The organism is Stenotrophomonas sp. STEN018 (genome assembly GCF_056760235.1).
In genome coordinates, this window is the sequence record NZ_JBRREK010000032.1 from 23,458 (window position 1) to 49,568 (window position 26,111).

The 26,111-nt window shown below is 59.8% G+C and carries 16 protein-coding genes, 5 tRNA genes and 1 pseudogene; 12 read left to right on the forward strand and 10 right to left on the reverse strand.

Features of this window, described 5'->3' with window-relative positions:
- Positions 1–35: 35 nt before the first annotated feature.
- Positions 36–935, reverse strand: a complete 900-nt coding sequence (locus ACVOMB_RS13400) for a LysR substrate-binding domain-containing protein (protein ID WP_481531626.1) — start codon at positions 933–935, stop codon at positions 36–38.
- 608 nt (positions 936–1,543) lie between these two features.
- Here ACVOMB_RS13400 and ACVOMB_RS13405 point away from each other — a divergent pair.
- Entirely contained in the window at positions 1,544–2,182 is a 639-nt protein-coding gene (locus tag ACVOMB_RS13405; protein ID WP_481531627.1) for a glutathione S-transferase family protein, read from the forward strand.
- 10 nt (positions 2,183–2,192) lie between these two features.
- On the forward strand, positions 2,193–3,242 hold the full coding sequence (locus tag ACVOMB_RS13410) for an LLM class oxidoreductase (RefSeq protein WP_481531628.1): 1,050 nt from the start codon (positions 2,193–2,195) through the stop codon (positions 3,240–3,242).
- 132 nt (positions 3,243–3,374) lie between these two features.
- On the opposite strand, the pseudogene ACVOMB_RS13415 reads toward ACVOMB_RS13410, so the two are convergent.
- Positions 3,375–4,949, reverse strand: a pseudogene (locus ACVOMB_RS13415) (TonB-dependent receptor); the annotation flags it as partial.
- Positions 4,950–5,421: 472 nt separating this feature from the next.
- Between ACVOMB_RS13415 and ACVOMB_RS13420 the strand changes: the two are divergent.
- Positions 5,422–7,860, forward strand: a complete 2,439-nt coding sequence (locus tag ACVOMB_RS13420; RefSeq protein WP_481531629.1) for an aminotransferase class V-fold PLP-dependent enzyme — start codon at positions 5,422–5,424, stop codon at positions 7,858–7,860.
- 281 nt (positions 7,861–8,141) lie between these two features.
- Here the strand turns inward: ACVOMB_RS13420 and ACVOMB_RS13425 are convergent, their stop codons facing one another.
- Positions 8,142–9,191, reverse strand: a complete 1,050-nt coding sequence (locus tag ACVOMB_RS13425) for an NAD(P)-dependent alcohol dehydrogenase (protein WP_481531630.1) — start codon at positions 9,189–9,191, stop codon at positions 8,142–8,144.
- 125 nt (positions 9,192–9,316) lie between these two features.
- Here ACVOMB_RS13425 and ACVOMB_RS13430 point away from each other — a divergent pair, with 125 nt between their 5' ends.
- Entirely contained in the window at positions 9,317–10,210 is an 894-nt protein-coding gene (locus ACVOMB_RS13430; RefSeq protein WP_481531631.1) for a LysR family transcriptional regulator, read from the forward strand.
- Between the two features lie 234 nt (positions 10,211–10,444).
- On the opposite strand, the gene ACVOMB_RS13435 is transcribed toward ACVOMB_RS13430, so the two are convergent.
- From ACVOMB_RS13435 to ACVOMB_RS13445, 3 genes are all read right to left on the reverse strand, one after another.
- Positions 10,445–11,539: an alcohol dehydrogenase catalytic domain-containing protein gene (locus ACVOMB_RS13435; protein WP_481531632.1), complete on the reverse strand. Its 1,095-nt coding sequence runs from the start codon at positions 11,537–11,539 to the stop codon at positions 10,445–10,447.
- A 442-nt stretch (positions 11,540–11,981) separates the two neighbouring features.
- A complete protein-coding gene (locus ACVOMB_RS13440) occupies positions 11,982–12,914 on the reverse strand; it encodes an AraC family transcriptional regulator (RefSeq protein ID WP_481531633.1) in 933 nt (310 codons plus the stop codon).
- A 202-nt stretch (positions 12,915–13,116) separates the two neighbouring features.
- Positions 13,117–13,413 carry a hypothetical protein gene (locus ACVOMB_RS13445; RefSeq protein WP_481531634.1) on the reverse strand — a complete coding sequence of 99 codons (297 nt, stop codon included), beginning with the start codon at positions 13,411–13,413 and terminating at the stop codon, positions 13,117–13,119.
- Between the two features lie 514 nt (positions 13,414–13,927).
- Between ACVOMB_RS13445 and ACVOMB_RS13450 the strand changes: the two genes are divergently transcribed.
- On the forward strand, positions 13,928–14,605 hold the full coding sequence (locus ACVOMB_RS13450) for a response regulator (RefSeq protein WP_481531635.1): 678 nt from the start codon (positions 13,928–13,930) through the stop codon (positions 14,603–14,605).
- Positions 14,606–14,865: 260 nt separating this feature from the next.
- Positions 14,866–15,042, forward strand: a complete 177-nt coding sequence (locus ACVOMB_RS13455) for a hypothetical protein (protein WP_481531636.1) — start codon at positions 14,866–14,868, stop codon at positions 15,040–15,042.
- 50 nt (positions 15,043–15,092) lie between these two features.
- Here the strand turns inward: ACVOMB_RS13455 and ACVOMB_RS13460 are convergent, their stop codons facing one another.
- Both ACVOMB_RS13460 and ACVOMB_RS13465 read right to left on the reverse strand, forming a co-directional pair.
- Positions 15,093–15,788, reverse strand: a complete 696-nt coding sequence (locus tag ACVOMB_RS13460; protein ID WP_481531637.1) for a response regulator — start codon at positions 15,786–15,788, stop codon at positions 15,093–15,095.
- 629 nt (positions 15,789–16,417) lie between these two features.
- Positions 16,418–17,647 (reverse strand): EAL domain-containing response regulator, encoded by a 1,230-nt coding sequence (locus ACVOMB_RS13465; protein WP_481531638.1) that lies wholly within the window; start codon positions 17,645–17,647, stop codon positions 16,418–16,420.
- A gap of 258 nt (positions 17,648–17,905) precedes the next feature.
- On the opposite strand from ACVOMB_RS13465, the gene ACVOMB_RS13470 reads away from it, so the two are divergent.
- From ACVOMB_RS13470 to ACVOMB_RS13490, 5 genes are all read left to right on the forward strand, one after another.
- Positions 17,906–20,860 carry an ATP-binding protein gene (locus ACVOMB_RS13470; protein WP_481531639.1) on the forward strand — a complete coding sequence of 985 codons (2,955 nt, stop codon included), beginning with the start codon at positions 17,906–17,908 and terminating at the stop codon, positions 20,858–20,860.
- Positions 20,861–21,770: 910 nt separating this feature from the next.
- Positions 21,771–21,846, forward strand: a tRNA-Ala gene (locus ACVOMB_RS13475).
- A 51-nt stretch (positions 21,847–21,897) separates the two neighbouring features.
- A tRNA-Glu gene (locus ACVOMB_RS13480) sits at positions 21,898–21,973 on the forward strand.
- Between the two features lie 134 nt (positions 21,974–22,107).
- Positions 22,108–22,183, forward strand: a tRNA-Ala gene (locus ACVOMB_RS13485).
- Between the two features lie 51 nt (positions 22,184–22,234).
- A tRNA-Glu gene (locus ACVOMB_RS13490) sits at positions 22,235–22,310 on the forward strand.
- A gap of 682 nt (positions 22,311–22,992) precedes the next feature.
- Here ACVOMB_RS13490 and ACVOMB_RS13495 read toward each other — a convergent pair.
- Positions 22,993–23,079 (reverse strand) — tRNA-Leu (locus ACVOMB_RS13495).
- A 122-nt stretch (positions 23,080–23,201) separates the two neighbouring features.
- On the opposite strand from ACVOMB_RS13495, the gene ACVOMB_RS13500 reads away from it, so the two are divergent.
- Positions 23,202–23,570 carry a response regulator gene (locus ACVOMB_RS13500; protein WP_481531640.1) on the forward strand — a complete coding sequence of 123 codons (369 nt, stop codon included), beginning with the start codon at positions 23,202–23,204 and terminating at the stop codon, positions 23,568–23,570.
- A gap of 150 nt (positions 23,571–23,720) precedes the next feature.
- Here ACVOMB_RS13500 and ACVOMB_RS13505 read toward each other — a convergent pair whose 3' ends face one another.
- On the reverse strand, positions 23,721–26,099 hold the full coding sequence (locus ACVOMB_RS13505) for a Tex family protein (RefSeq protein ID WP_481531652.1): 2,379 nt from the start codon (positions 26,097–26,099) through the stop codon (positions 23,721–23,723).
- Between the last annotated feature and the right edge of the window lie 12 nt (positions 26,100–26,111).

Below are 26,111 nucleotides of genomic sequence, written 5' to 3' on the forward strand. Positions count from 1 at the left end.
GGATCAGGCAACGACAAAATTCCTATGCACGTCCTTCAAAGCAACGGGTTCTCGCCTTGCGCCTCGCCCTGCAGCCAGTCCAGGAATGCGGCGATTGCCGGTTTGCCCTCTGCGACCGGAAGGGTCACCGCATAGTAGGCAAACTCAGTGGGCCATGGTTGATCCAATGCGATCGCCAATCTGCCGCTGGCCACTTCCGCCTGCACGTAGACATCGCGCACCAAGGCAATGCCCTGCCCCGCCTCTGCCGCGCGGATCAACAGCACATCATCATCGAATGCAGCGCCTCGTTCTATGCGCGGATCGTCCGCGACACCCAGTGCTTTGTACCAAAGCCGCCAATCACTGCGATCGGAGTCCTGTAGCAATGGGAACTTGAGGCAATCGGCCGGCTTGCGGATCGGTTTGCCGCCAGCGAGCAACCCAGGACTCGCTACTGGCAGGAACACCGGTGCAGCGAGGTGCCTTGAAACCAATCCCGGGTACTCGCCAAGCCCATGGCGAATCGCAATGTCGATCCGGTCGCGGCGTAGATCGACCAAGGCAGATGAGGCTTCAACGCGCACCTCGATATCGGGATGCTTCTCGGTAAAACGGCCCAGTCGCGGCACCAACCAGGATGCCGCAAACCCCGGCACGGTGCTGATGGTCAACGTCTGTCGCCCGTTGATAGCCTCCAGTACGGCCATGCTGTCCTGGATGGTGTCGAAGGCGCGAAGCAACGCCGGATACACCTGCGCGCCCGCAGGACTGAGCGCAACACCGTAGCGATTGCGAGTGAACAGCGTGACACCCGTGCGATCACTCAGCAATTTCAGCTGCTGGCTGACCGCACCTGGTGTAACGCCCATGACCTCGGCAGCAGCCTTGAGGCTGCCATGACGACCGGTCTCAACAAACGCGCGCAGCGCCAACAATGGTAGGACCGCACCCATCAGCTCAGTTCCTCTGACTTTCAAGCATGGAAGTAAACGCCATCTCGGCACGCCAACGCCGATCGAACCAAGCCAGCTTGGGGCATGTTTGAAGATGAGAAAAGATAAATTTCATGGGGACAGAAATGCTCCGATCTCGCGGAAGCGAGAATCCGCCGTCGATCAACCGGCGTGCACGCGCCACGTTCTCGCTCAAATGGCTAATTTTCCTGTCTCAATGTGGCGCTTACGGCGTTGTAGACACACGAAGGAAACCTTCTCCAAGGCTGCGAATGGAGTGCCGATACAGAGCCACTAATCATTAGAAAATCTAACTTATACAGCCAAATAAAATCGTTTTCTCAAGCCTTCCCCGGCCCCTAGACTGCAGCCATTCCCAGCTGGCAGGACGTCAGAACAAATGAATCATGAAGCGCCCAAAGGGTGCGGCCTCGGGGACGTACATTCGCAAAACCCCTCACCTCGCTTCCCTCACTAAGCAAACAGCAGCCACCTGCGGTCACCGGGCGCCCGCGTTGTTTCCGCCTTCCCTATTGCTCCCATCGCCACGCCGCCGGCTTCGCCCAGGATGCGCTCGGTGAGCTGCACCCCTAAACAAGGACAGCCTCGTGCACCACCCAACACTTCATCTGTACACCGACAGCTCGCCAAACGGATTCAAGATATCCATTGCGTTGGAAGAGCTCGGATTGCCGTATCAGGTACACCACGTGCGCATCGCCAATGGCGACCATCAGCAACCGACGTTTCTGAAATTACATCCTCACGCGCGGATTCCGGTGCTTGTCGACGAATCCACTGGCATCACCGTTTTCGAGTCAGCCGCCATCCTGCTCTATCTGGCAGACAAGACCGGCCGCCTTCTGCCACAGCAGCCGGCCACACGATGGGAAGCGATTACCTGGCTGATGTTCCATGCAGCCAGCGTCGGACCAATTCTCGGCCAGCGCGTTCACTTCGAGATGTTTTCCGAAGCCCCACTTCCAGTAGCCATTGAGGGCTATCGCCGCTTGAGCAACGAGTTCTTCGCCACCTTGGATGAGCGCCTGGCCGACCAACCTTGGCTTGCCGGAGACGAGTACTCCATTGCCGATATTGCCGGCTTCGGCTGGACGCATATCGCCCGCATCATCGATATGGATTTCAGCGCCTATCCGCATCTGAGCGATTGGCATGTGCGCGTCGCTCAACGACCCGCCGTACAGCGCGGCGTTTTGATCCCCGAACCAGCGACGGCCCATGATTGAGAACCAGAACATGACGTCATTGAACAACAGCTTCCCCACCCCAGCTGCGTTGGCCGGAGCATCAGCCCCTGCTTTCGCACACCACCTTGGTTACCAACGGATGTTCCGCGAAGGCGCGTTGAGCCTGGGCATCTTCCTGCCGCTGCGTTTCTATCGTGGCGACATGCGGGTCCTGGCAGGGCAATCAGCGCTGGTTGGCCAGCTTGATCGCGCCGGATTCGCCGCGGTTTGGGTCCGCGACGTTCCCTTGTTCGATCCATTGTTCGGCGACGCTGGGCAGGTATTCGACCCCTTCACCTATCTGGCGTTCCTTGCGGCGCAAACCGAGCGGATCGCATTGGCTACGGGCAGCGCCATCTTTTCGCTGCGACACCCTATTGATCTGGCCAAGTCTGCAACCACGATTGACCAATTGTCCGGCGGACGCTTGGTGATGGGTATCGCCTCCGGCGACAGGCCGGTGGAGTTTCCCGCCTATGGTCTGGAGCATGCACAACGTGCCGAACGGTTCGCCGATACCGTCAGTTATGTGCGCCAACTGATGCAACCGGGCGTACTGAACATCGACTCCCGCCTTGGCAGCGCCCAAGGGATTGAGCTGCTGCCCAAGCCGGTAGCCGGCGCGGTGCCACTCCTGGTTACCGGCACCTCCCGGCAATCGCTGCAATGGGTGGCCGAGCATGCCGATGGCTGGCTGACGTATCCAGACGCCACGCATCACGCCGGCGGGCCGAAGCGTCTGGCCGAGAAGATACGCGCGTGGCGAGGGTTGATCGGGGACGGCGGGTTCCGTCCGCATGTCACCAACGAGTGGCTGGATCTGGTCGAAGATCCCAATCATCCAAGAACGCCGATCGATGGCGGCTACACCTTGAGGACCGGCCGCAACGGCTTGATCGACCTGCTCGGCGAATGGCAGCAGGCGGGTGTCAATCATGCGGCGCTGGGAATCCAGTTCAGTCAGCGCCCGGCGCAGGACGTCTTGCAGGAACTGGCGGTGCACGTGCTGCCACTATTCCCTTCGCATGCTGCGCCGGTGCGAACGATACCGCATTGGTAGTGCTTTCGGCGTGGCGGACCTGAACGATCCGGACCCACTTCCGGTAGCTACCTCGCCGCAACGAGCTCACTAGCTTCCTTCCTGTTCGAATCCGATGCCGGGACCATGCGGGCCCCGGCATCGCGCGGGGACTTAGAAGTCCATCGTCGCCGACAACAACACAGTGCGCGGTGCACCCAGCGCAAGGCTGGAAAGCAGCGGCATGCCCCAATACGCCTTGTTGGCGACGTTATTGACGCTACCGCGCAGGGTCAGCTTTCGTCCATCAATCTCAGTGGCATAGCGAGCACCGATGTCGAACAGGGTGCGGCCAGCGACCGACAGCGAATTGTCGGCGCTGATGTACTGGCGTGACATCGCGGTAGCGTTGCCGGTCAGGGTCAAGCCCTGTAAACCGGGCACATCCCATTCGGCGCCGAGCTTGGCCTGGCGCTTCGGCACGCCAGTGGCGTTCTTGCCCTGGTTGACGCCGCCAGCGGTGCGGTTCAGCACCGGATCAACGTAGCTCACGCCGCCCATCAAGCGCAGCTGCTCCAACGGCGCACCAAAGAAACCCCACTCGATGCCACGGTTGCGTTGCTGTCCGCCAAACGAGAACAGGTTGCTTACCGGATCGGTATAACTGCTGGGCCGGGTGATCTCGAACACGCTGAAGCTCTGGGTGAAGCTGCCCAGGTCCAGCTTCTGGCCGGCTTCCTTCTGACGCGTCTTGAACGGGGCAAATACGTTACCGGCATTGGCCGCCGTCATTGGCGCGGTCGCGCCTTGGCTCAGTCCTTCCATGTAGTTGGCGTACAGCGACAGCCCATTGGCTGCCTTGTACAGCAGCGCCGCCGCGGGCGTGGTCGCACTTTCGTCATAGCGTGATGTGCGTGCGCCGGTACTGATGTTGTAGGTCTCGCTGACCACCTTCTGGCGACGCACGCCAACTGTCAGCTGCAGTTTGTCGTCGGCGAACGACACGGTGCCCGCTGCACCAACGCTTTGCAGGCGCAGCTCGGTATGCGAGATATGCGGAGTTATCAGCGGCGCCGCCGGCCCCCAAACCGGGTTGTAGATATTGGTCACCCAATCAGCGCCGGGTACGCTGCGGCGGCCATAGTCGTCCTGGTCATGGGCGTAGTGCGTGGCGTTCACTGCCCATTGATGGCCGATTTCACCGGTATTGCCGTTGCCACGTAGACCGACATCGGCTGAGTGCTTGTCCACGTCGAAGGCCAGCTGCCCGATCACGGTCTTGAAGTCACCGGCCGGATTGAGGATCTGCGCGGTAATCGAACCGTTGTACTTGTAGTCGGTCTTGCTGGTGCCGATCGCCGCATAGGCCATCACCTGTTCGCTGATATCGTACTCACTGCGCAGGATCGCGCCCTTGTCGCGGGTTTCCACGAAGGCCCAGGACGGGTTGATCTGGGTACCCGCCTTGGGTGCCTTTGGAATAGCGACGCCCGCTGCCAGACTGACGCCACGTGAGGGGCCGTCGACGCGGTCTTCGGTGCTGTATAGATCGGCCGACAAGCGGCTGCGCTCACCGCGCCAGTCCAAGGCCAGCGATCCAAGCTGCATCTTCTTGTCCTGGTCATCAATCGCGCCGTCGCCGTCGCGATATGCGCCATTGAAGCGGATACCGAACTGTTGCTTCGGGCCGAAGCGGCGGCCCACATCGATGTGCGCACCGAACTGCGCGTCGGAAGCGTAGTCGGCCGCGCAGGCCCGCTGGCTGCTGGCGACGCTGGCGTTCCACTGCCTCGCCGGCGCCGATGCAATCTACTCGGCCATCAACGTCGGTACCGGCATGCCGACGCCCGCACACGCTGCCGAGGAGGCCGAACTGGAAGCAGAGTTCGCGCATGGTATGAATGCCTTGATCGCAGGCGTACTGAGCACACCGCCGCTGCCAACCGCGATCTAGCACGACAGGCAGCGGAAACGGCCTGCTCGGCCCGCCCTAGTGCGGAGCGGGCTTGGGCAGACCATGCGATGCAACGCCAGTGCGGATGGACCCCGGGTAGTCGCTCCAGCCCGCGCAAGCCTCCGTCCGTATCCGTATGTACGGACACCGGTCACTCAGGGAACTCCGCCAGCTTTTTCCTAGGAAAAAGCTTGATTGACCGGTCAGAGTTTCATGGGTTAAAAGGCAGAAAATTCGCCAAACACCAACTGTACCCCGGAGCCCGCAATGCATGACGCAGCGCAGCACCACTGTAAGACGGTGTCCGACCAGAAATGGTCGCTCAGTACCTTCATGGAGTTCTACGAACGGGTGCTGGGCCCACGACTATTCAAGCCCTACGGCCAGCTTCTGGTCCAGGAGATCCGCAAGGATATCGATCCTGCCGCACCGCCAACAAACATCCTAGAAGTTGCCTGCGGCACTGGCCTCATCACCACCCATCTCTACGAGGACCTGGCCAAGCCGCTGAACATGCAGCTTGTCGCCACCGATCTTTCAAAGATCGCCGTAGACGTGGCCAAGAGGGTGCTAAGCGAAGAACTGCAACGCGAGGTCAGCTTTCAACACGATGTTGACATGGCGGACCTGCCATTCGCGGACAACAGCTTTGACATCATCGTCTGCGGCTTCGGTTTGATGTTTCCGCCGGATAAAGCCCGGGTCGCCCGCGAGTTCAAACGCGTGCTGCGTCCGGGCGGAAAGATCTACGGCACGGTATTTCATTACAACGAATTATTCGATCTGGCTCGGCGCCAATCACAGAAGCATTTTGGCACCCCGTCAGCGATCATGGATGCGGCGCTCAGCTTGAGCGATCACACACCCATTTCCCGTGCATTCGCCTTGGAGGGACTCGATCGCGGCGTCAGCGACGTAGCAACCTCGTGCCCTCACAGTTTCTTGCTGGACGATGCCGGTACGCGCGAGTTCCTGTTCAACGTCTGCATCCTGCTGGAAGAGTTCAACCAGTGCGACACTGCTACGCGCGAGCACTATCTGGACACCATGCTTGATGAGTTTCATGAGCAGGCGCCCGACCGCAGCTACCAGGTCAAGGCCTGGTTGCTGCGTGGGCAGGTTGATCTGGCCTGCAAGGAATCGGTCGCACCAGGCCCGCTCCCCGACTTCTCCGCACTGGAAGCGTTCCGGCAACTGACGCCAGAAGTCGCCGAAATGACGGCGAGCAGCCCTATCCCGCTGCATGACGCGCCGTTGCTGCAGCCGTATCAGGCGATGCGAGCAGCGTTCCTCGCCGAGAATCCGGGCTACCCTGACGCCGAAGTTGAAGCACTGCGCAAGGCAGAGTTCGCGCGACTGGATGCCCAGCAGGTGACCTACCTGGACCACGTGGGCGGCACACTGCCGCCGGAGAGCCTGCTTGAGCAGGACTTGCAGGTGCTCAAGAGCTCCATCCTCGGCAATCCACATAGCGGCTCGCAGACGTCGCAGGCGGCTTACGCCCAAGCGCGGATCGAAATCTTCCGATTCTTCAACTGCGCCCCTGACGAGTACGAAATTATTTTCACCGCCAATGCCAGTGGCGCAATCCGCCTAGTGGCCGAGTCCTTCCCGTTTGAAGCCGGCTCCGAGGTTCTGCTGACAAAGGACAACCACACCTCGGTCCACGGCCTGCGCGAGTACGCCAGATCCAAGGGCGCCTCGGTCAAGTACGTTCCATTGGACAAGACCCTGCAGATACACGACAGCTTGATGCAGCGCTCGCTCGAGCAGCTCACCCCCGGGCATCCGCATCTGCTTGCCTACCCTGCACAATCCAACGCCACCGGCACCCGCCACGACTTGAAATGGATCAAGCTGGCACAGGATCGCGGTGCAATGGTGTTATGCGATGCAGCGGCATTCGTTCCGCAGGCGGTGCTGGACTGCTCCATCCATCAGCCGGACTTCATCGCCATATCGTTCTACAAGATGTTCGGTTACCCAACTGGCGCAGGCTGTCTGATCGCAAAGAAGTCCTCGCTTGAGAAGCTCACACCGCCCTCTTTCGCAGGCGGTGCGGTGTGTTACTACTCTGGTCCGTGGTCGCCCACCGACCGGCTGCTTTATCGCGAGGAAGGACAGCGGTTCGAGGTGGGTACGCCCAACTACGCATCCTTCCCTTCCATCGCCCACGGGCTCCAGTTCATCAATCGGCTCGGGCTCGACCAACTCAGCATGCGCTCGAAGACGCTGGCCAGATGGCTTGAGACGCAGTTGTTGGAGCTACGCCACGATATCAAGAGCCAGACCCCGCTCTGTCGCATCTACGGGCCGCCGGAAGACAGCAAGGGCGCGACCATCATGTTGAACTTCTTCGATTGCTACAACGCCGTCTTTCCGAATGCGCTGGTCAGGCGCGCTGCTGATTCGTACGGCATCAGCGTGCGCAACGGCTGTTTCTGCAACCTGGGCGCGGTACAGCAGGCCACCTACACCACCGCAGGCGCAGAGCACTGCGAATTGGACAAAACCGAGAAGATCCTCGATTGCCGCACGTTCGACGACAAGATTCTTGGCAAGGGCGACTGCGGCGCCGTACGGGTCTCGTTCGGCCTCGGCTCGAATTTCGCCGACGCGTATCGCTTCTATCTATTTGCGCGGTGTCTGCTGAACATCGAAAGTCCGCGCCTGAAGGACGCACTGAGCGATACCACTCTGCACTGAGGGCCCACCCAGCAACCGCACCGGAGCTAAGGGGCTGCCGACGACTACTCGGCAGTTTCATCTTTCGCCATCGACCTGCCGATCTTCGGGCTTGCCGCAGCACGCTGACGCCAACTGCGACCGCGTGGGTAGGTCCTGCGGTAATCATTTGCTGCAGACCATCCTGCTGCCCAATCTCGCACACGTCGAGAACCAGATGGCACCCAACACATCAACGCCGCCATCCTGACGTTGGCCACCAAGGCCAACGTCAGGGGAACAGACTTCGTTGGCCCCTCGCTTTACGCAGACAGGGTCGCGTTGTCGATCACGAAGCGGTACTTGATGTCACCCTTGAGCATGCGCTCGTAGGCTTCATTGATGTCTTCGGCACGGATAAGCTCGATGTCGGCCACGATCTTGTGCTTAGCGCAGAAGTCCAGCATCTCCTGCGTTTCTGGAATGCCGCCGATCAGCGAGCCAGCCAGGGTGCGCCGCTTCATGATCAGGTTGAACACATTGGGTGACGGGTGCGGGGTTGCCGGTGCTCCGACCAGCACCATCGCGCCGTCACGCTTGAGCAGTGCAAGGAACGCGTCCAGATCATGCGGTGCCGCCACGGTGTTGACGATCAAGTCGAACTGCTTGGATTTGGCAGCCATAGCCGCCGGGTCGCGCGATACCACGACTTCATCCGCGCCCAGCGCCAACGCCGCCTCGCGCTTGGATTCGGAGGTGGTGAAGGCGACCACATGTGCGCCCATCGCATGGGCCTGCTTGATGCCCATATGGCCCAGACCGCCAATACCGACCACGCCTACTGTCTTGCCCGGGCCGGCGTTCCAATGACGCAGCGGCGAGTAAGTGGTGATGCCGGCGCACAGCAGCGGCGCTACTGCAGCCAACTGTTCCTCCGGATGACCAATGCGCAGCACATAACGCTCATGGACCACGATTTCCTGCGAATAGCCGCCCAATGTCCAGCCCGGCGCATCCGCGGTCGCACCGTTATAGGTGCCGACCATGCCATCGCAGTAGTTCTCCAGCCCGCTGTCGCAGTCGTCACAGTGTTGGCAGCTGTCGACGATACAACCGACCCCGACCAGATCTCCTGGCTTGAAGCCGCTTACGTGCGCACCGACTGCCGCAACCCGGCCGACGATTTCATGGCCTGGTACGCAGGGGTACTGGGTGCCTGCCCACTCGGAGCGCACCTGGTGCAGATCGGAATGGCAGATGCCGCAATAGGCGATGTCAATCTGCACATCATGCGCACCGGGCGCACGACGGCTGATATCCATCGACTCCAGCGGCTTGTCGGCGGCATGGGCGCCATAGGCTTTGACAGACATGGGAACTCCGGCAGTGATTGGGGGCTGGCGGCCATTGTCCACCGGGATGACTCGGTTGATAAGGTAATCAATGCTTCTAGCCACTATTAGCTGGACTAATCAATCAACCGTGCCACACTGCCACCATGGCACGACGTAACCTCAATGACCTGCTGGCCTTTGTCACGGTCGCCCGTGAAGGCAATTTCACCCGCGCCGGCGCGCTGCTGGGTGTTTCTCAGTCAGCGCTAAGCCAAGCCATCAAGGCACTGGAAGAGCGGCTGCAGATACGCCTGCTGACCCGCACCACCCGCAGCGTTTCGCCCACTCCGGCAGGCGAAAGGCTGCTGCTGGCCATCGGCAATCGCTTCGACGAGATCGAAGCTGAACTCGATGCCCTTACGGAATTACGCGACAAACCGGCCGGCTCCCTGCGCCTGACCTGTAGCGATCATTCGTTGCAGACCATCCTGCTGCCCAAACTGCTACCGCTGATGCACCGCTACCCGGATTTACGCATCGAGTTCGACGTCAGTTACGCACTGCGCGATATCGTCGCCGATCGCTTCGATGCCGGTGTACGCCTGGGCGAAAGCATCGACAAGGATATGATCGCGCTGCCGATCAGCCCCAAGGTGCGGATGGCAGCAGCAGCGTCGCCGGCCTATTTCGAGAAACACCCGATCCCGAAAGCGCCTGCAGACCTTACCCAACACAGCTGCATCAACATCCGCTTCGCTACTTCGGGCGGCCTGTACGTATGGGAGTTTGAACGCAACGGCAGGCAAGTGAACGTACGGGTCGAGAGCCAGGCAGTGTTCAATACCTCGCCGCCAATCGTGCAGGCGGCGGTGGATGGCCTGGGTATCGCCTTCCTGCCGGAGGAAGAGTTCGGCCCCCATATCGAACAAGGCAGATTGATCCGCGTGCTGCAGAACTGGTGCCCGCCCTTCCCTGGCTATCATCTTTACTACCCCAGCCGCCGCCAGCACTCGGCTGCGTTCGCGCTGGTGGTGGATGCGCTGCGACTAGCTGGCTGAGACAAGGTGTCCGACGGAACAGGCTCAACCCAGCACCTGCTCCGCCGTAGCGACATGTAGAGACAGCGGATTCGAATCTACGCCGACACTGCGCCCACGCGCCTGTTTGAAGGGCCCCTGGACCACGCCCGATGTCCACTAGCTTGGGTTGTTTGTGCCTTCCCTGCGTCGCCTTGACTCAGTGAAGTCCGGTCATAACGTACCTGTAGCGGTGACAGCCAGTGTGCCGGGTCATCAGTTCTCAAAGTCTGTTATGACAACACGGGCGATCGCGCCATCCTTCAACGAATCAAAACCTTCGTTGATCTGTGAAAGCGCGATTTTCTTCGACACCAAGCCCTCCAGATTCAAGCGCCCCGCCAGCGCCATATCCGCGTAGAAGGGAATGTCACGCTTCAGGTTTGACGAGCCCATATAGACCGTCTCAATCCGATTCTGGTTGAACTGAAGACTGAGGGTATGAAGGTCGATGGTTGTAGCTCCAGCGACGCCGACCAGATACAACCCGCCGCCCTTGGCCAGCATCTGCAAGCCCTGTTCGATCACGGTGCGAATACCCACGAAGTCGAATACATAGTCGGCGCCGTCTGGAAGCAATGCTTTCACCGCCTGTACCGGGTCGACTTCGCTGGAGTTGATCAAGTCGGTCGCACCAAAGCTACTGGCGCGTACAAGTTTTCCTTCGGCCACATCGATAGCGATGATCCGCGACGCACCGGCAAGTACCGCACCACCAATGCCGCTCAATCCAACGCCACCGGCGCCGATGATGATCACTGTCTGCCCGTGCTGCACCTTGGCCGTATTGAGCACCGCCCCCGCCCCGGTGAGCACCCCGCACCCCAATAGCGCGGCCTGCTCGAAGGGCAGCGTTTTCGGTACTGAGGCTATCTGGTTTTCATGCACCAACACCTGTGCGGCGAAACCACCCAGCCCATAGCCTTGATTGATTGCGCTGCCGTCCGTGGCGCGCAAGCGCGCTGGTTCGGCTTCGCCACGCAATGTCGCCTCCGGGTGCAAGCAACCGTGGGTGTGGCCGGAAAGGCATTGCACACATTTTCCACAGAACTGAATCAAGCTGGCGACGACATGATCGCCGACCTTCACATCGAACACAGCATCACCAATGGCCACCACAATCCCGGCGACCTCATGCCCAAGCACTACCGGCGGCGCATAGCCAATGCCAGCAACGGCGACCGTCAGATCGCTATGACACAGGCCCGAGGCCTTGACATCGATAAGCACCTCCCGGCCGATAGGTTGATCCAGCTCGATGTCCCGCACATCGAACCCCCCGCCCAATGAACTGACGACGGATGCCTTCATTGAAATACCCTCCAGATAGTGTTGCATTGCGTAGTGAATAGGAAACCCGATCCGCAGTGGGTCAGGTTGTCGCGAACATCCAGGGAGATCTCGCGGCAACTCTGCTCGATTCACCCACCGCTGCCCTGGAAGCGTGGCGAGCCCCAGAAAGACGACAACTGCTCAACTCTTGGCCAAGCCACTTTCCATCGGGCTGCATGCACCGGCGATATCAGTGCGCCATTGCGAGATCCGACTCGCGACGCGACTGATCCACGGCATTCCCAGGCTCAGCAGCCCATTTTTCCGACACGATGATCGCAACAGTGCACCATGCATTGGCAGGTACATCGGTCCACGACACATTGCGTGATGACTATCTGCTCAGCGCATGAAGCGGAAGATTAGGAGCGTTCGATCTCTACCGGGTAGCCAGATATCAGCAAGTTCTTGCCTGTTCCTCTCAATCCTTGAGACCGCTCAGTACCAGGTCCGTCGCCTGCAGCCCTTCACTCGGGCGAGTTGGCCGCAGAATGCTGTCGCGGAACACCACTGCGTCGCGTGATGGAGGTACGCCGAACATCTTCCTGTACTCACGACTGAACTGCGATGGGCTTTCGTAACCAACAGCAAACGCAATACTTGCAGCGCTTTGTTGCTGTGCAGCCAAGCGCCGCCGCGCTTCCTGCAGGCGCAATCGTTTCTGGTACTGCAAGGGGCTCATTCCGGTTACCGCTTTGAAATGTCGGTGCAATGAAGACAAGCTCATACCCACCTTCCTGGCCAACACCTCTACCCGCATCGGGCACGTGTACTCACGGCGAATGTGGCTGATCGCATTGCTGACCCGTGACAGCCGGCTGTCAGACAGCGCGAGCTGCCGTAGCATCGCCCCCTGTTCGCCGAGCAATAGCCGGTAAAGCACCTCTCGTTCATAAAGGGGCGCGAGCATCGCAATGTCGCCCGGCTGGGCCAATAGCCGCACCAGACGCGTCAGTGGATCCAGTAACCCGTCTCCCAGCGCCCCCACGGCCATACCGGCAGATGGCGGAAGATCATGCAACTGCTCCCCCATGTCCAACAGCACAGTGGCCAGAATCGTGGGATCCAAGCTCAGTGCGACACCCAGAAATGGCCGGGGGCGGCTTGCTTGGCAGACTTCGCCGGTCATCGGCAGGTCCACCGATGTCACCGCATAGCCTTGGGCGGGCAGTTCGAACAATTCCTCGCCCAGCGTCATTCGTACACGCCCCTGCGCGACCACCAGCAACCAAGCCTCGTAGACAGACTCCGAGGCGGCACTGACGTCGTCGGAGCGCATCAGCGCCAGGCGTGGAATGGCAGTAGGCGTAAAGCCGGCATCACTATGCCGGGCAATTGCTTCCTGCAGTTCCATCAACGTGGTCATGCAGTCAGCGTAGCCAGCCTTCAATGGAATGGAATGACCGAAACCCACATTCGCCAACAACCGGCAACTGCAACATGGCCGCTGATCCAATCCAACACCGATCACCTCAAAGCGGGAGCTCTTGCCCCAATGAAGCCTGGCAAGTTCAGCTGGACCCATATCGTCTTGGCAATGCCCAGGCTCGCTCCAGTTACTTCAACAGCGATTTGCCCTTGCTGTGGTGCCGACGCACCAGCTCTTCCAGGTAGATATCCAGCGCTGCCTTGGCATCCTGGGAGGTCTCCTTATGTTTCAACGCCCAATTCAGACGATCCATCAACACCGGGTCACGGCAGTCATCCAAGCTGCTTTCATCCCACTGCCGGGCTTTGCGATAGCGCTTGGCGCGCTCAGCCTGAGATAGCGGCGCAGCGTAAAGCCGTGGCCGGCCGCGCCGTTTTACGGGCGTTGGAGCAGCGTCATCCACGGTGCTTTGATCATCAACCATCATCATTCCCCACAAGATTGCACTCAATATTAATGTGATACATCACTTATTGCGCGCACTTTCGCCACCAGCCGCTCTTGCTCGGCGATCATCGGGAAACGCTCATCTAACGTGCTGTGATTTCCCTCAATGAAACCTCCGTTTCAAAGCAGCCACATCCCGTACCGCAACCACGCCTCCAGTGGAGCACAACGATGCCCACGTCTGCGCACAAAACCCCGCAAAACCAAGCCACGAACCTAGCTGCGACAACACTTGAAGCAGCTATAAGAGCAAGCTGGTTGCAAATGCAAACCAGCCCACCACCGCCCGAAGATCAGACATGTCCTATGAAGCCAGCGCATTGAATAGGACCTGTGGTGCTTACTTTGCGAGCACTACGCAAATAAAGTAACAACAGGCGCATAGCAACCCACAACCTCTTTGCACCTTCATGCCATGCGCCGGCTATCTGCGGCGTAGCTGTCTGCTCTGCAGAGGTTTCTCCCCCTTCAACAACTGAAGCCGATCCGCCATGAAGCCACTCAGCCTCCGCGTTGTTCTCGCGGACGATCACTCAGCCGTGCGTGCCGGCCTTCAGTACGTACTTACAACAGCTGGCACGATTTCCGTTACGGGATCGGCACGCAATTCGACCGAGCTTATGGATGTGCTTGCGCGCAGCCCGTGTGACGTTCTCATCTCCGACTATTCCATGCCGGGCGGGCGTTACGGCGACGGCATAGCGCTGTTCAAACTGGTCAAAAAACGTTATCCGTCCATCAAGATCGTAGTGCTCACCATGCTGGAGAATCCCGGCATCGTGCACTCACTTTTGACCTTGGGCATTTCCTGCATCCTGAGCAAGTCCGATTCGCTCAATCACCTTATGCCCGCCGTACATGGCGCATTTGCCAACGGCCGCTATCTGTCGCCGACCATCACCGAGATCGCCGGAACCGTCACCTCTGGAAGCTCGGGTGTGCAGACACTGACAACCCGGGAACTGGAAGTCATCCGCTTCTTTGTCTCTGGATTGACGGTCAACGAGATTGCCGAGCGCTTGAGCCGCAGCAAAAAAACCATCAGTACCCAAAAAGGCGCCGCGATGTTGAAGTTGGGCTTGAAGCGTGATGTCGACTTGTTGAGATACGGCATTGAATCCGGTCTGGCCGACGCCGAAGCTGGCCCTTCAATCGCCCGCGCGTCCTGAGCCGAGCAGATCACATGCCACCCCGTTCTTCGTCGCGCCCTCACGCCGACAACCGCCACAAGTCAGCCGCCAGAGCCCACTTGGGAGTCAATTCCGAAATCTAAGGGCCAACCAAAAGGCAAGATATCTCAGCCTTATTGGGACAGGTCCTATGGCTGCGCCAGACCGCTTGACACAACATGAGCAAATTCCTTGTGCGGCGCCAATGTGGCGCTCGCATGCGTGCTTTGCTTTTGAGCTGCGGCTGAGAACATACAAAGATGGACAAGAAAACCGCAGACGTGAGACGGCTGCTGATCGATTTCGCCCGACTATCCACCCTCCAGAAGAATCAGTTCCTGGAGACACTCAATCTATTCATGTATGCCTCGCCACAACGCAGGCGCAAGATCATGCTGCAGTGGGAGTCCGGCAAAACCGGGCTGGACGTCGAATGACCCAGCCCGGGTTTTCATGAGGATTGTGCAGTGGCTCTATACCCAACAGCTCAGCTTTCACTTGCCTCAGATGTGGCCGAGTTGCCACCTGAAGAAGTAACCAGCCCGTTCTCCATGGCGTAACGCAGCAGATCAACATCTTTCTCGATGGATAGCTTCTCCATCGCGCTGGCCTTCTGTGTGCTGATGGTTTTCTTGCTGCGATGCAGGCGCTCGGCAATCTCGTTGACCGTCAAGCCCGAGGCATAGAGCCGCACTACTTCGGACTCCCGGATACTCAAAACGCCCGCGGGGTTGCGGCTACGCCTGTTGAGTTCGATGCCCTGCACTACCTTCTCAATGGTGGGCGAGTAGTACTTGCCGCCGCTCTGCGCTGCATGGACCGCAGGCACCAGATGCGTCAGGGCATCCGACTTGCTGACGATGCACGTCACCCCCTGCGTCAGCAAAGTGTGCAGCACGGCCGGATTATCAAGCATGGTAAGCACCACCAGCTTTACTTGCGGGTAGCGCCTGGCGATCATTCCGAAAAGAGCGATCCCGTCCCCGAAGTCGCCGGCCGGCATTGCGTAGTCGGAGACCACGACATCGCATGCAACGCCGCTGAGCAGCGCCATCAACTCAGTCGAATCGGCGGCAGTCCCGACAAGCTCAAGGGTGCCGACCGATGACAGCTCGTACTTCACCCCAGCGATCATGCCCGGGTGATCGTCAGCCAAGATCACTCTGATCTTGAAACCACTCATGGCAAGGCTCTCCGTGAAGTGCGCTGGCAGCTGGCCAATCCAGGCTGAGGAGGCATCCCCTACCCTGCGAGGCACTTCAGGACAGAATTTATGTCACATCACGCTCAAAGACAAAGACTTCTGAGTAAAAATGTGGCCATTCGTTGCACTGAGGGTTAACTCCTTGCAGCCAAGCACTTGGTCAACGCCACACACGGCTGAAGCCCTGCTGCACTCGGACCGGAGGAGCGTTGCCCGCAAGCCGATACGGCGCCCCATAGCATCGCACCTCGCGGATGCTGCGATGCGCTGAGACCCACGCGGAAGATGGGGCTCGATCGCCCCCTCAACTACCCGAGCCCCGCCACCACTGCAGGCACCGCGTAAGCATCCAGCTCCGTCGTGCGCGGCCGGATGGCAAGCGTCGGCTTCGCATGCAAACCCACCAGGACGATCACGCCCAAAGCAGCGTCAACACTACCGGCTCCATACCAATACCCCCCGGGCCGTGCGGTCAGGGGGGATAAAATACACGCTATCGGCATCGGCATCGGCATCGGTGCCGGGCACAGAAAGTACAAGCTAAGCCACCGATCTACGCCTGGCATCTTCCTTGTTGCGCATGGCTCGAGTGCCAGCGCCCCATCGACTCAGTCCTGATGGCCGATGTAGTGCAGGTAGTCGGCCTTGGGCATTGCACGACCGTGCAGGTATCCCTGGGTTGTGTGACAGCCCAAGCTGCGCACCATATCCAGATCCATGTAGGTTTCCACGCCCTCGACGACGACAGTGGCAACCATCTGCCGGGCCATGGCAATGGTACTGGCAAGCAGACAGCGGGCATGGGCATGATCGCGTGCTTCCACCAACATGCTGCGGTTGATCTTCAGCTCGTTGAACGGCACCTGCAACAACCTGTCCAACGAGGAGTCGCCGCTGCCAAAATCATCAATGGCACAGTTGAAACCACGCAGGCGCAGCTGGGTAACCGCCCCGGCCAATGCCGGGTTGCACAACTCGCCGCCGTCCTCGGTGATCTCGATCACCACCCGGCTCGGATCGACACCTGCATGGTAGGCGTGGTCGGCAACAGATTGCGCCCAATGCACACCGGTCGCCACCCGCGCTGGAACGTTGACGGCCATCAACAACGACGAGCCAGAATCTTCACCGGCGATGCAGTCGAACGCACAGGACAACATGTAACTGGTGAGCGACTCAAGCAGCCCCTCGCGCTCAATTGCGGGGAGAAACTCGGCCGGTGCCAGCACCGAGCCGTCGGCCCGGTGCCACCGTGCCAGTACTTCAGCACCGCGCAGAACCCCGGTGATGGCGCAATGCTGCGGCTGGTAATAGGCCTGGATCTGCTGCTCCAGCAGCGCCCCCCGCAGCTCGTCGCGGGAGAACTCCAGCGCACCAGGCTTGACGGGTGACAAAGCGTCATGACTTGTAGCCGCCTGCTCGACCGATGCGGCGATGATGTTCCTGATCTGCTCCGCCTTCAGCGGCTTGCGCAGCGCGGCAACCACGGCAAGCCCTCGATGGGCTGCATAGGCCGATGCCGCGTTCAAAATCCGGCTCGGTTGGCTGCTCACGATGGCCAGCCGGGCGGTCCGGCAACGCTCGGCCAACAGGTCGATCACCTGCAGGCCGGTAAGGTCGACGATATCCAGATCGAGGACGACCAGATCCCAGCTTCGGTCACGTAGTGCAGCCACGGCGCGGGCTCCATCCAGGGCCGAAATAACTTCAGACACACCTGATTGACGCAATACCTTCACCATCGGAAGATGCTGCAATTCATTGCCATCAACCACCAGCGCATTCTGGATCATCCGGGCTTCCGGTCGTGGTGATACAAACTGGGCAAGAGCGTTCATGGGTGATGTCTCCACGCCAGGAGCGGCGGTATCAGGGAAGGGGCTGTTTTCGATGAGGTCATTGTTCCAGCGCAGCCGTCCGGCCTACATCGGCCCAGTCCGAATATTCACCCCTCAACCTTCAGACCAGGCCCTGAAACCGGGCTTTTCGCCACATCAACGGGCAGCAGCCAAACGTGAGTGAAATCCCAAATGGCCTCTGAGACAGGCAGCGCAAAGGAACATACGAGCCCTGATACGCCCTCCCGAGCAAATGCCTTGAAACTGCTGAGCCGGCACCAGCGCGGCCTGCTCTATGTTGGCGGCATCGTCACGACGCTGATCCTGGGGGCGGTGACCACAGTGGTGATCCACTCGCAGATCAGGGACTACATTGCGGAAAGACACGCCGACCAGACCAGTCGCCTGATCGCGCTGCAGTCGGTCTTTGCGATACGCGAAGGCGCAATGCGGATTACTACCGCACAGGAAGAGTACGCATGGGAGTCTCGGCAGGAACCCGACGACGCTCTTGTCAGCAGGTTCGCCGACAACCGCGGCCGCATGACGCTGCAGCGCTCGGCCAATTCACCGCAAGTACTTGTTCTTGGCGACACGGATCAAGGGCAAGCATTGGAGAGCTTTGCCCCTTATCTGAAGTTGGCCGATGAAGTCAGCCACCAGGCCGGCACCTTTGCCCGAGCGCTGACGGCATCCATCTATTTTTTCAACCCGGACAGAACCTTCCTCGGGGCCGGTCCACTGCCCGACAGCAACCTGCTCGCCGCGCACAAGAACGAGTCCACTACGACTCTCATCCAGCGTCTGACGCCTCATCAGCAGCACCCGCCCGCCACAGGCGGCCAGCAACCTACACCTGCTGGGCCGGTGTGGTTGCCCATTGCTGATGACCCGCTCACGGGCAGGCCTTCACTGTTTCTGCAGCAACAGGCCTTTTCCGAAGCGCAGCCATTTGCACTATTTGTTGCGTCTTACCCTGTGACCTTGGTGACTGCATCGCTCGCCTCAACGCAGACCGACGAGTTCTGGCTGATTGCCAGCCCTCAGGGCGATCTATTCCTCGGCCCTCAGCAACCAAACGCCCGTGAGATCGCGCGATTCCCGATCCAACGCTGGGCCACTGGAGCACCCGCGGACAAGCGTGGCAGGTTCGAGAAGATGGATGGGCGTTTTGTCGCAACGGATCCAGTCTCCACCGCCAACGCTGGCTGGCAGCTGATTCACACCTTTTCATGGCGGACCATCATCGCCGCGCTCTGGCCCACCCTATTGGCCTACATCGCTGCGATGCTGCTCGCAATAAGTTTTGTCTGGGCAGTGCTGTTGTTGATTGAACACAAGGTTTTCCGGCCCGGCTATTTACGCTCGGAACGGATCATCGAGAGCGAGAATCTGAACCGGACAATGGTCGAGACCGCGCCCTTCGGGCAAGCACTTCTTTCGCTTTCAACAGGCGAAGTGCTGCTGAAAAACTCGGTCATGGTCTCCTATGCATCGGCGACAAGCGATGCAGCACAACCGTTGCACCTGCGTTTTCTTGATGCGTTCAATGCGCATGACGCCGAGGCCATGGCTTCGCCGGGCATCGAGCTGGACATCCAGACCCGCGACGGCAACCAATGCGCATTGCTGACGAGCATCGTCCCCACCAAATACCAGGGAATGGATGTTCTATTGTGCAACTTCACTGATATCACCCTGCGCAAAAAGGTTGAGCAGGAGCTGGAGAACGCCCGCGCCGCATCGGAGGCTGCGAACGAAGCCAAGTCGACCTTCCTGGCCATCATGAGCCACGAGATCCGCACGCCGCTGAACGCAATCCTGGGCAACCTTGAGCTGCTGGAGCGCACTACGTTGACTACAGAACAAAGCAGTCGACTACACGCGGTCACCTCATCCTCCTCTGCCTTGTTGAACATCATCAATGACATTCTGGACTTCTCCAAGGTCGAGTCCGGACAGATGACGATTGAGTCGATACCTTTCGACCTGAATGAAGTCGCGCAACAATGCATCGATATGTTCTCACCCATGGCCCATGCCAAAGGGCTGGGAATCGAACTCATTGTTGATGATGGCCTGCACCCGCGCTATATGGGTGACCCAACACGCATTCGGCAGGTCATCTTCAACCTCATCAGCAACGCGATCAAATTCACCGAATCCGGCGATGTTCTGGTCGAGGTCTATCTGCAGGATGACTCAGCCAGCGACTCGGCCATCGTGCTCGGGGTGAGCGACACCGGCATTGGCATGAGTGCGGCGCAGCAAGCGGCGCTGTTCACTACTTTCTCGCAGGCCGACTCCACGATCGCGCGACGCTACGGCGGCACTGGGCTCGGACTTGCGCTTTGCAGGCGCCTGGCGGAGCTGATGCAAGGCAGCATCGAGGTGAAGAGCACCCCGGGCAATGGCAGCACCTTCATTGTTACCTTGCCACTGCCAGCTGCAGGCCCTGTCAGGCCCAATGAAAACTCGCTCCCAGACACTACGGTGACACCGCAGCACACCGCGCTGCATGTGCTGGTGGTCGATGACCACCCAGCCAACCGGAAACTGCTGCAGCTGCAGCTCGAGACGCTGGGCTGCAGCGCCAGTACGTTCGAAGACTGTGCTGCGGCGATCGCCACCTTCAGTAGTCAGAACTACGACTTGATTCTGACCGATCTGAACATGCCCGGCATGAATGGCTTCGCATTCTCCAGCACCCTGCGCAAGCAAGGGGTTACTACTCCCATCATCGCGGTTACAGCCCACGCTTCGGACCGCGACAGGTCGCGCAGCAAAGAGGCGGGCATCAACAGCATCCTGATCAAGCCAGTATTACTGGAAGCACTACGCACAACATTGGCTGCAATCAGCAAAAACACCCCTCCCGAGCTGGGCGTGCAGGTGCAGTGGGACATCGCTACCGGCGCATTGCCCCCTGAAGTGCATCTCCCACTGATGACATCATTGGAAGATTCCATTCTTGCGATCCAGCAGGCTCTTCATAACGTGACACCAGACAGCATCAGCCAACAAAGCAACGTTATCGGAAGGCACCTGCACTCTCTTCGCGGCGCGTTCGCCTTCATCCACGAAGCCGCCGTCGCCCAGAAGGCCGCAGCGCTGGAGAGACTTCTGGAACAACAAGCTCTGCGCGACCTGGAAGACGCACTCACTGGGTTTCATACCACTGCTCGGACAGCCCTTGAGCGCAGGCGCCGATAGACTCGCTTCAAGCAGGCATAAGGCCGGAGAGAACTGAGGCCAGCCTCATTGCGCTCACCCGCAGGAAAAATGCATTGAATGGGCCTATCCGCGATTGAAGCTTCGCCACTGCAATGCGGTGCAACCGATCCCCCCGCGGGCGACCGGCGGCCCACGATCACTGTTGCTGCAACCCGTCAGAACTCCCATAACTAAATACCGTCGCACAGACGCCACATCGCCGACTGATAGCTGCGCGCTCCACCTATCGACAACAGAAAAGCTGCTGCATCATTGCAGACCAGCTACTTGCAGGCTTGGTGAACCCTGTTGTCCCACAAGCTCGACATAGCAAAATCCCTTCTCAAGCCCGCTTTGGCATAGGCACGATCCCTGCCTTGTCGTGCTTTCTCGCAGGCACTCATCTTTGGCGCTACGTCACCGCGCCTGCGTTCAAGCCTGACATTGCGGTTCAACTGCGGCCTGTCCCGCTGCAGCTGACCACGGGTTTCAGCCAGGCGCCTGAGCGTCCGTTCATCTATCGGGTCAGGCACAACATTCCAGCGCTTCAGCTCAGCAGCCGTGCAAGGCAGCGATTGATAGGAGTACCCCTCTGCACCTACGCACTTGTAGACCATTGGGCCTTCGCTGCCACCTAAGAGGCAGCCCAGCACTACATATGAGAGAAGTTGCACAACGACACCCCTGGCAGGCCCAATCCCCAACCTCAGGTTGACACTGCCTCGTCGCCAAGGCTGCAGGGGACCAGCCCTGGCGGGCATCGGTGTTGTCCGCTGCAAGAGCTGGGAGCAGATCGCAGCCTTTTCAGCCCAATCTCATTGGACGAAGAAATTTCTTCACAAATCGCTTGCGGGAAATGTGAAGCCCAGCTATTATTTCTTTCTCGGCAACGACGTAACAACGTAACACCGGGGCCATAGCTCAGCTGGGAGAGCGCCTGCATGGCATGCAGGAGGTCAGCGGTTCGATCCCGCTTGGCTCCACCAAATCCAAACATTAGGCCGTTTGGATTGTCGACAATTTGATGAGTATAACGCGTCCCCATCGTCTAGAGGCCTAGGACATCACCCTTTCACGGTGGCGACCGGGGTTCGAATCCCCGTGGGGACGCCATTCATCAGGTACAAACGGACCCAGCCGTATCGGGTCTTTTTTTATCGGAGCAATCTTACAAAGAGATTGCACGGAAGAATAAAAAGCTTCCAATTCGATAAAAAGCCGCTATAATGGCGGGCTAGCAACAACGTGGGGCCATAGCTCAGCTGGGAGAGCGCCTGCATGGCATGCAGGAGGTCAGCGGTTCGATCCCGCTTGGCTCCACCAATTCAGGCCTTAGGCCGCCTGAATCTACAACTTGAGATTTAAAGAATACGCGTCCCCATCGTCTAGAGGCCTAGGACATCACCCTTTCACGGTGGCGACCGGGGTTCGAATCCCCGTGGGGACGCCATTTTTTAGAAAGCTCCGAGAAATCGGGGCTTTTTTTTGTTTGATGTTTTTGCAGGCAGTGCAATCCCCTGCCCGCTCGGGTTGAGCTCATCAGCCTGCAATCTGACGGCCGCGCTGTTGTTCGCGACATTCAACCAACGCGACGTCCTGCGATACCGCGCTTTGTAGGAGCGGCGTAAGCCGCGAAGCCTGGGATCTGCCAGGCACAAGACTGATCGGCAACTTCCGCGATCCTGGTTTTATAGCTGCGCCATTTCCGCGCCTTGATGTGCCGCGGCGAAAGCCATGCCGAGCATGGCTCGGCACTACGGCCCGTGCATTGCAGAATTGGTACTAGTGCTCCGACATCTGCAGGCAAGGGCTGGCATCGACCACGCGGATTCGAATAGCGTTTCCAGCCGCCAGCGCCGCCCCCTGCAAGGTGATGCATCAGAGAGGAAGCCCCTGCCGAGCATGGCTCGGCACTACAGCGCGTGCTTTTGCAGCAGAGGTAGTTGCGTTCCGAAATCTATGAGCCAAGGCTGGCATCAGCTACGCACACTAGACTGGCATCCGCAGCCGTCGGCGAGCTCGCAAGCATCTGCGCAATGACAGAACGGAATGGCCAGCCCGGGTCGATGACTGCGGAAATGCATCCCGAATTCCAGGCAAAGAAAAAGGCACCCAAGGGTGCCTGTTTTCTCTGGTGCCGAAGGGGGGACTCGAACCCCCACGCTTTTAAGGGCGGCGGATTTTGAATCCGCTGCGTCTACCGATTCCGCCACTTCGGCTGGCAGGAGCGGAATTATAGCGGAGCTTTTGGCGCTTGGGCAGACCCTGACTGAAAATATTTGTGTAATGCCTGTTTCGGCGACTGGCTATACTTCGATCGATCCAGGTACAGGGGAAAACGATGGGCTCGCTCGAAGGTACGAGAGTGCTGGTCGTCGAGAACGACGAGTTGAACGCCATGCTGCTGCAGATGCAGCTGGAGATGGAAGGCATGCAGGTGGGCGGCGTCGCCGCCTCGGTCAGCACTGCTCTGCAGATGATCGAGGAGCTGAAGCCTCAGCTCGTGTTCCTGGACTATTGGCTGGCATGCAACGAGAACAGCAGCCCGGTTGCAGAATGCCTGAGGCAGCGCGGTATTCCGTTCCTGGTAGCCACCGGGATGGATATCGATCAGCTGCCCGCAGTGTTCGATGCCGGCGTGAAGCTGTCCAAGCCCTATACCGGCAGCGATCTCAGCCAGGCACTGCAACGCGCGCTTGCTCCGGCTTGAGCTAGTCCTCTGTATTCATGCGTTGTGGGAGCGGCGTAAGCCGCGAAGCAGATAGATCATCGATCGGCACAGATGCCCGGTGCTTCAGCATTGTCAGCTTCGCGGCTTACGCCGCTCCTACAAGATTGATGCGGTCCTGCGGCAGCTGGCTCAGCTGCCGCGCTTTGCCCGTGCAAATGCGTCGGCCAGTGCGTTGTTGGCCGGCGCCGCAGACACTGCCGGTCGGCCGCCACCATTGCCCGCATTGTTGCGCTGGCCTCGTTGACCGTTGTCGCGCCCAGCGCCAGCAGCACGTCCCTGCCCTGCACCACGCTCGTCACGCTCGGACTTTTTGGCCGGCGCGGGCGCATCTTCCAGGCGCCGGGTCAGTGCGATGCGCTTGCGCGCCACATCCACTTCCAAGACTTTGACCTTGACGATATCGCCCGCCTTGACCACATCGCGCGGGTCTTTGACGAAGGTGTCGGACAGGGCCGAGATATGGATCAGGCCATCCTGGTGCACACCGATATCGACGAACGCGCCAAACGCGGCGACATTGCTGACCACGCCCTCCAGAATCATGCCTTCGCGCAGGTCCTTGATGTCCTCGATGCCCTCGGCGAAACGGGCTGCCTTGAACTCGGGACGCGGATCGCGGCCTGGCTTCTCCATTTCCTTGAGGATGTCACGCACGGTCGGCACACCGAACTTGTCGTCGGTGAACTGCTCGGCCTTCAAGCTGCGCAGGTAACTGCCGTCACCCAGCAGCGCCTTGATCGGTCGCGCGGCGGCAGCAACGATGCGCTGTACCACCGGGTACGCTTCCGGGTGAACCGCCGACGCATCCAGCGGCTCGTCGCCGTCGGCAATTCGCAGGAAGCCCGCGCATTGTTCAAAGGTCTTGTCGCCCAGGCGCGCCACCTTGAGCAGGTCTTTGCGACGCTTGAACGGGCCATTCTCGTCGCGGTGACGGACGATGTTTTCGGCCACCGTCGACGACAACCCAGACACGCGCGTCAGCAATGCAGCCGAGGCAGTGTTGACGAATACGCCGACGGCATTGACGCAGTCCTCAACGCGAGCGTCCAGCGCCTTGGCCAGGCGGAACTGGTCTACATCGTGCTGGTACTGGCCAACACCAATGGCCTTGGGTTCGATCTTGACCAGCTCAGCCAATGGGTCCTGCAGGCGACGCGCGATGGAAACGGCGCCGCGCAGCGATACATCCAGCTCCGGGAACTCCTTGGCAGCAAACTCCGACGCCGAATACACCGACGCACCGGCCTCGCTGACCACCACCTTCTGCAGCTTGGGATTGGCACAGGCTGCGATCGCCTCGCCCGCCAATTTGTCGGTTTCGCGGCTTGCAGTGCCGTTGCCGATCGCGATCAACTCGACGTTGTGCTTGATGCACAGCTGCTTGATCGTCTGCAGCGACTGCTCCCACTGCCGGCGCGGTTCATGCGGATACACCGTGTCGGTAGCCAGCAGCTTGCCGGTTGCATCGACCACGGCGATCTTGCAGCCGGTGCGGATACCCGGATCCAGGCCCAGCACGGCCTTCGGGCCGGCCGGCGCTGCCAGCATCAAATCCTTCAGATTGTCGCCGAACACCGTTATGGCCTCGGCTTCGGCTTTTTCGCGGGCCTGGTTGAACAGGTCCAGCAGCAGATGCATATGCAGCTTGGCGCGCCAGGTCAGGCGGCAGGCGTCCAACAGCCAACGATCGGCCGGGCGTTCCTTGTTGGCGATGCCCGCGTTATGCGCGACCCGGCCTTCCGCATACTGGTGACCGGCTTCAGCGTCACTGCCTGGGTCCAGTTCAAGGAACAGGAACTCTTCGCGACGCGCGCGGAACAGCGCCAACAGGCGATGCGAGGGGATCTTCGCCAACGCTTCGGCATGCTCGAAGTAATCGCGGTACTTGGCGCCTTCGGCTTCTTTACCTTCAGCAACGCGGGCCCGAATGATGCCATTGCCAGCCAGCCAGTTGCGCAGTTCGCCAACCAGTGCAGCGTCTTCGCCCCAACGCTCCATCAAGATCGCGCGCGCGCCTTCCAGCGCGGCCTTGGTATCGGCGACGCCCTTCTCGGCATCGACAAAGCCTGCAGCGAAAGTCTGCGGATCCAGCATCGGATCGCCGAGCAGGCCATCGGCCAGCGGTTCAAGCCCCGCTTCGCGGGCAATCTGCGCACGGGTGCGACGCTTCTGCTTATAGGGCAGATACAGATCTTCCAGCCGCGACTTGGTATCGGCGCCCATGATCTGCTCACGCAGCCCATCGCTGAGCTTGCCCTGCTCGTCGATGCTGGACAGCACCGCGCGGCGGCGATCTTCGAGTTCGCGCAGATAGGTCAGGCGACTTTCGAGATTACGCAGCTGGGTATCGTCCAGGCCACCGGTCACTTCCTTGCGGTAGCGGGCGATGAACGGAACGCTGGCACCTTCATCCAACAGCGCGATGGCGGCCTTGGCCTGAGTGGCTTGTGCGCCGATCTCGTCGGCGATTGTCTGCGCGATCTGCTGCGCGAGCTTGATGTCTTGCATTGCCGGTGCGGT

Coding starts and splice junctions, on each gene's coding strand:
- ACVOMB_RS13400 (WP_481531626.1), bottom strand. CDS start 935: ATGGGTGCGGTCCTACCATTGTTGGCGCTGCGCGCGTTTGTTGAGACC.
- ACVOMB_RS13410 (WP_481531628.1), top strand. CDS start 2,193: ATGACGTCATTGAACAACAGCTTCCCCACCCCAGCTGCGTTGGCCGGA.
- ACVOMB_RS13420 (WP_481531629.1), top strand. CDS start 5,422: ATGCATGACGCAGCGCAGCACCACTGTAAGACGGTGTCCGACCAGAAA.
- ACVOMB_RS13425 (WP_481531630.1), bottom strand. CDS start 9,191: ATGTCTGTCAAAGCCTATGGCGCCCATGCCGCCGACAAGCCGCTGGAG.
- ACVOMB_RS13430 (WP_481531631.1), top strand. CDS start 9,317: ATGGCACGACGTAACCTCAATGACCTGCTGGCCTTTGTCACGGTCGCC.
- ACVOMB_RS13435 (WP_481531632.1), bottom strand. CDS start 11,539: ATGAAGGCATCCGTCGTCAGTTCATTGGGCGGGGGGTTCGATGTGCGG.
- ACVOMB_RS13440 (WP_481531633.1), bottom strand. CDS start 12,914: ATGGAACTGCAGGAAGCAATTGCCCGGCATAGTGATGCCGGCTTTACG.
- ACVOMB_RS13445 (WP_481531634.1), bottom strand. CDS start 13,413: ATGGTTGATGATCAAAGCACCGTGGATGACGCTGCTCCAACGCCCGTA.
- ACVOMB_RS13450 (WP_481531635.1), top strand. CDS start 13,928: ATGAAGCCACTCAGCCTCCGCGTTGTTCTCGCGGACGATCACTCAGCC.
- ACVOMB_RS13455 (WP_481531636.1), top strand. CDS start 14,866: ATGGACAAGAAAACCGCAGACGTGAGACGGCTGCTGATCGATTTCGCC.
- ACVOMB_RS13460 (WP_481531637.1), bottom strand. CDS start 15,788: ATGAGTGGTTTCAAGATCAGAGTGATCTTGGCTGACGATCACCCGGGC.
- ACVOMB_RS13465 (WP_481531638.1), bottom strand. CDS start 17,647: ATGAACGCTCTTGCCCAGTTTGTATCACCACGACCGGAAGCCCGGATG.
- ACVOMB_RS13500 (WP_481531640.1), top strand. CDS start 23,202: ATGGGCTCGCTCGAAGGTACGAGAGTGCTGGTCGTCGAGAACGACGAG.
- ACVOMB_RS13505 (WP_481531652.1), bottom strand. CDS start 26,099: ATGCAAGACATCAAGCTCGCGCAGCAGATCGCGCAGACAATCGCCGAC.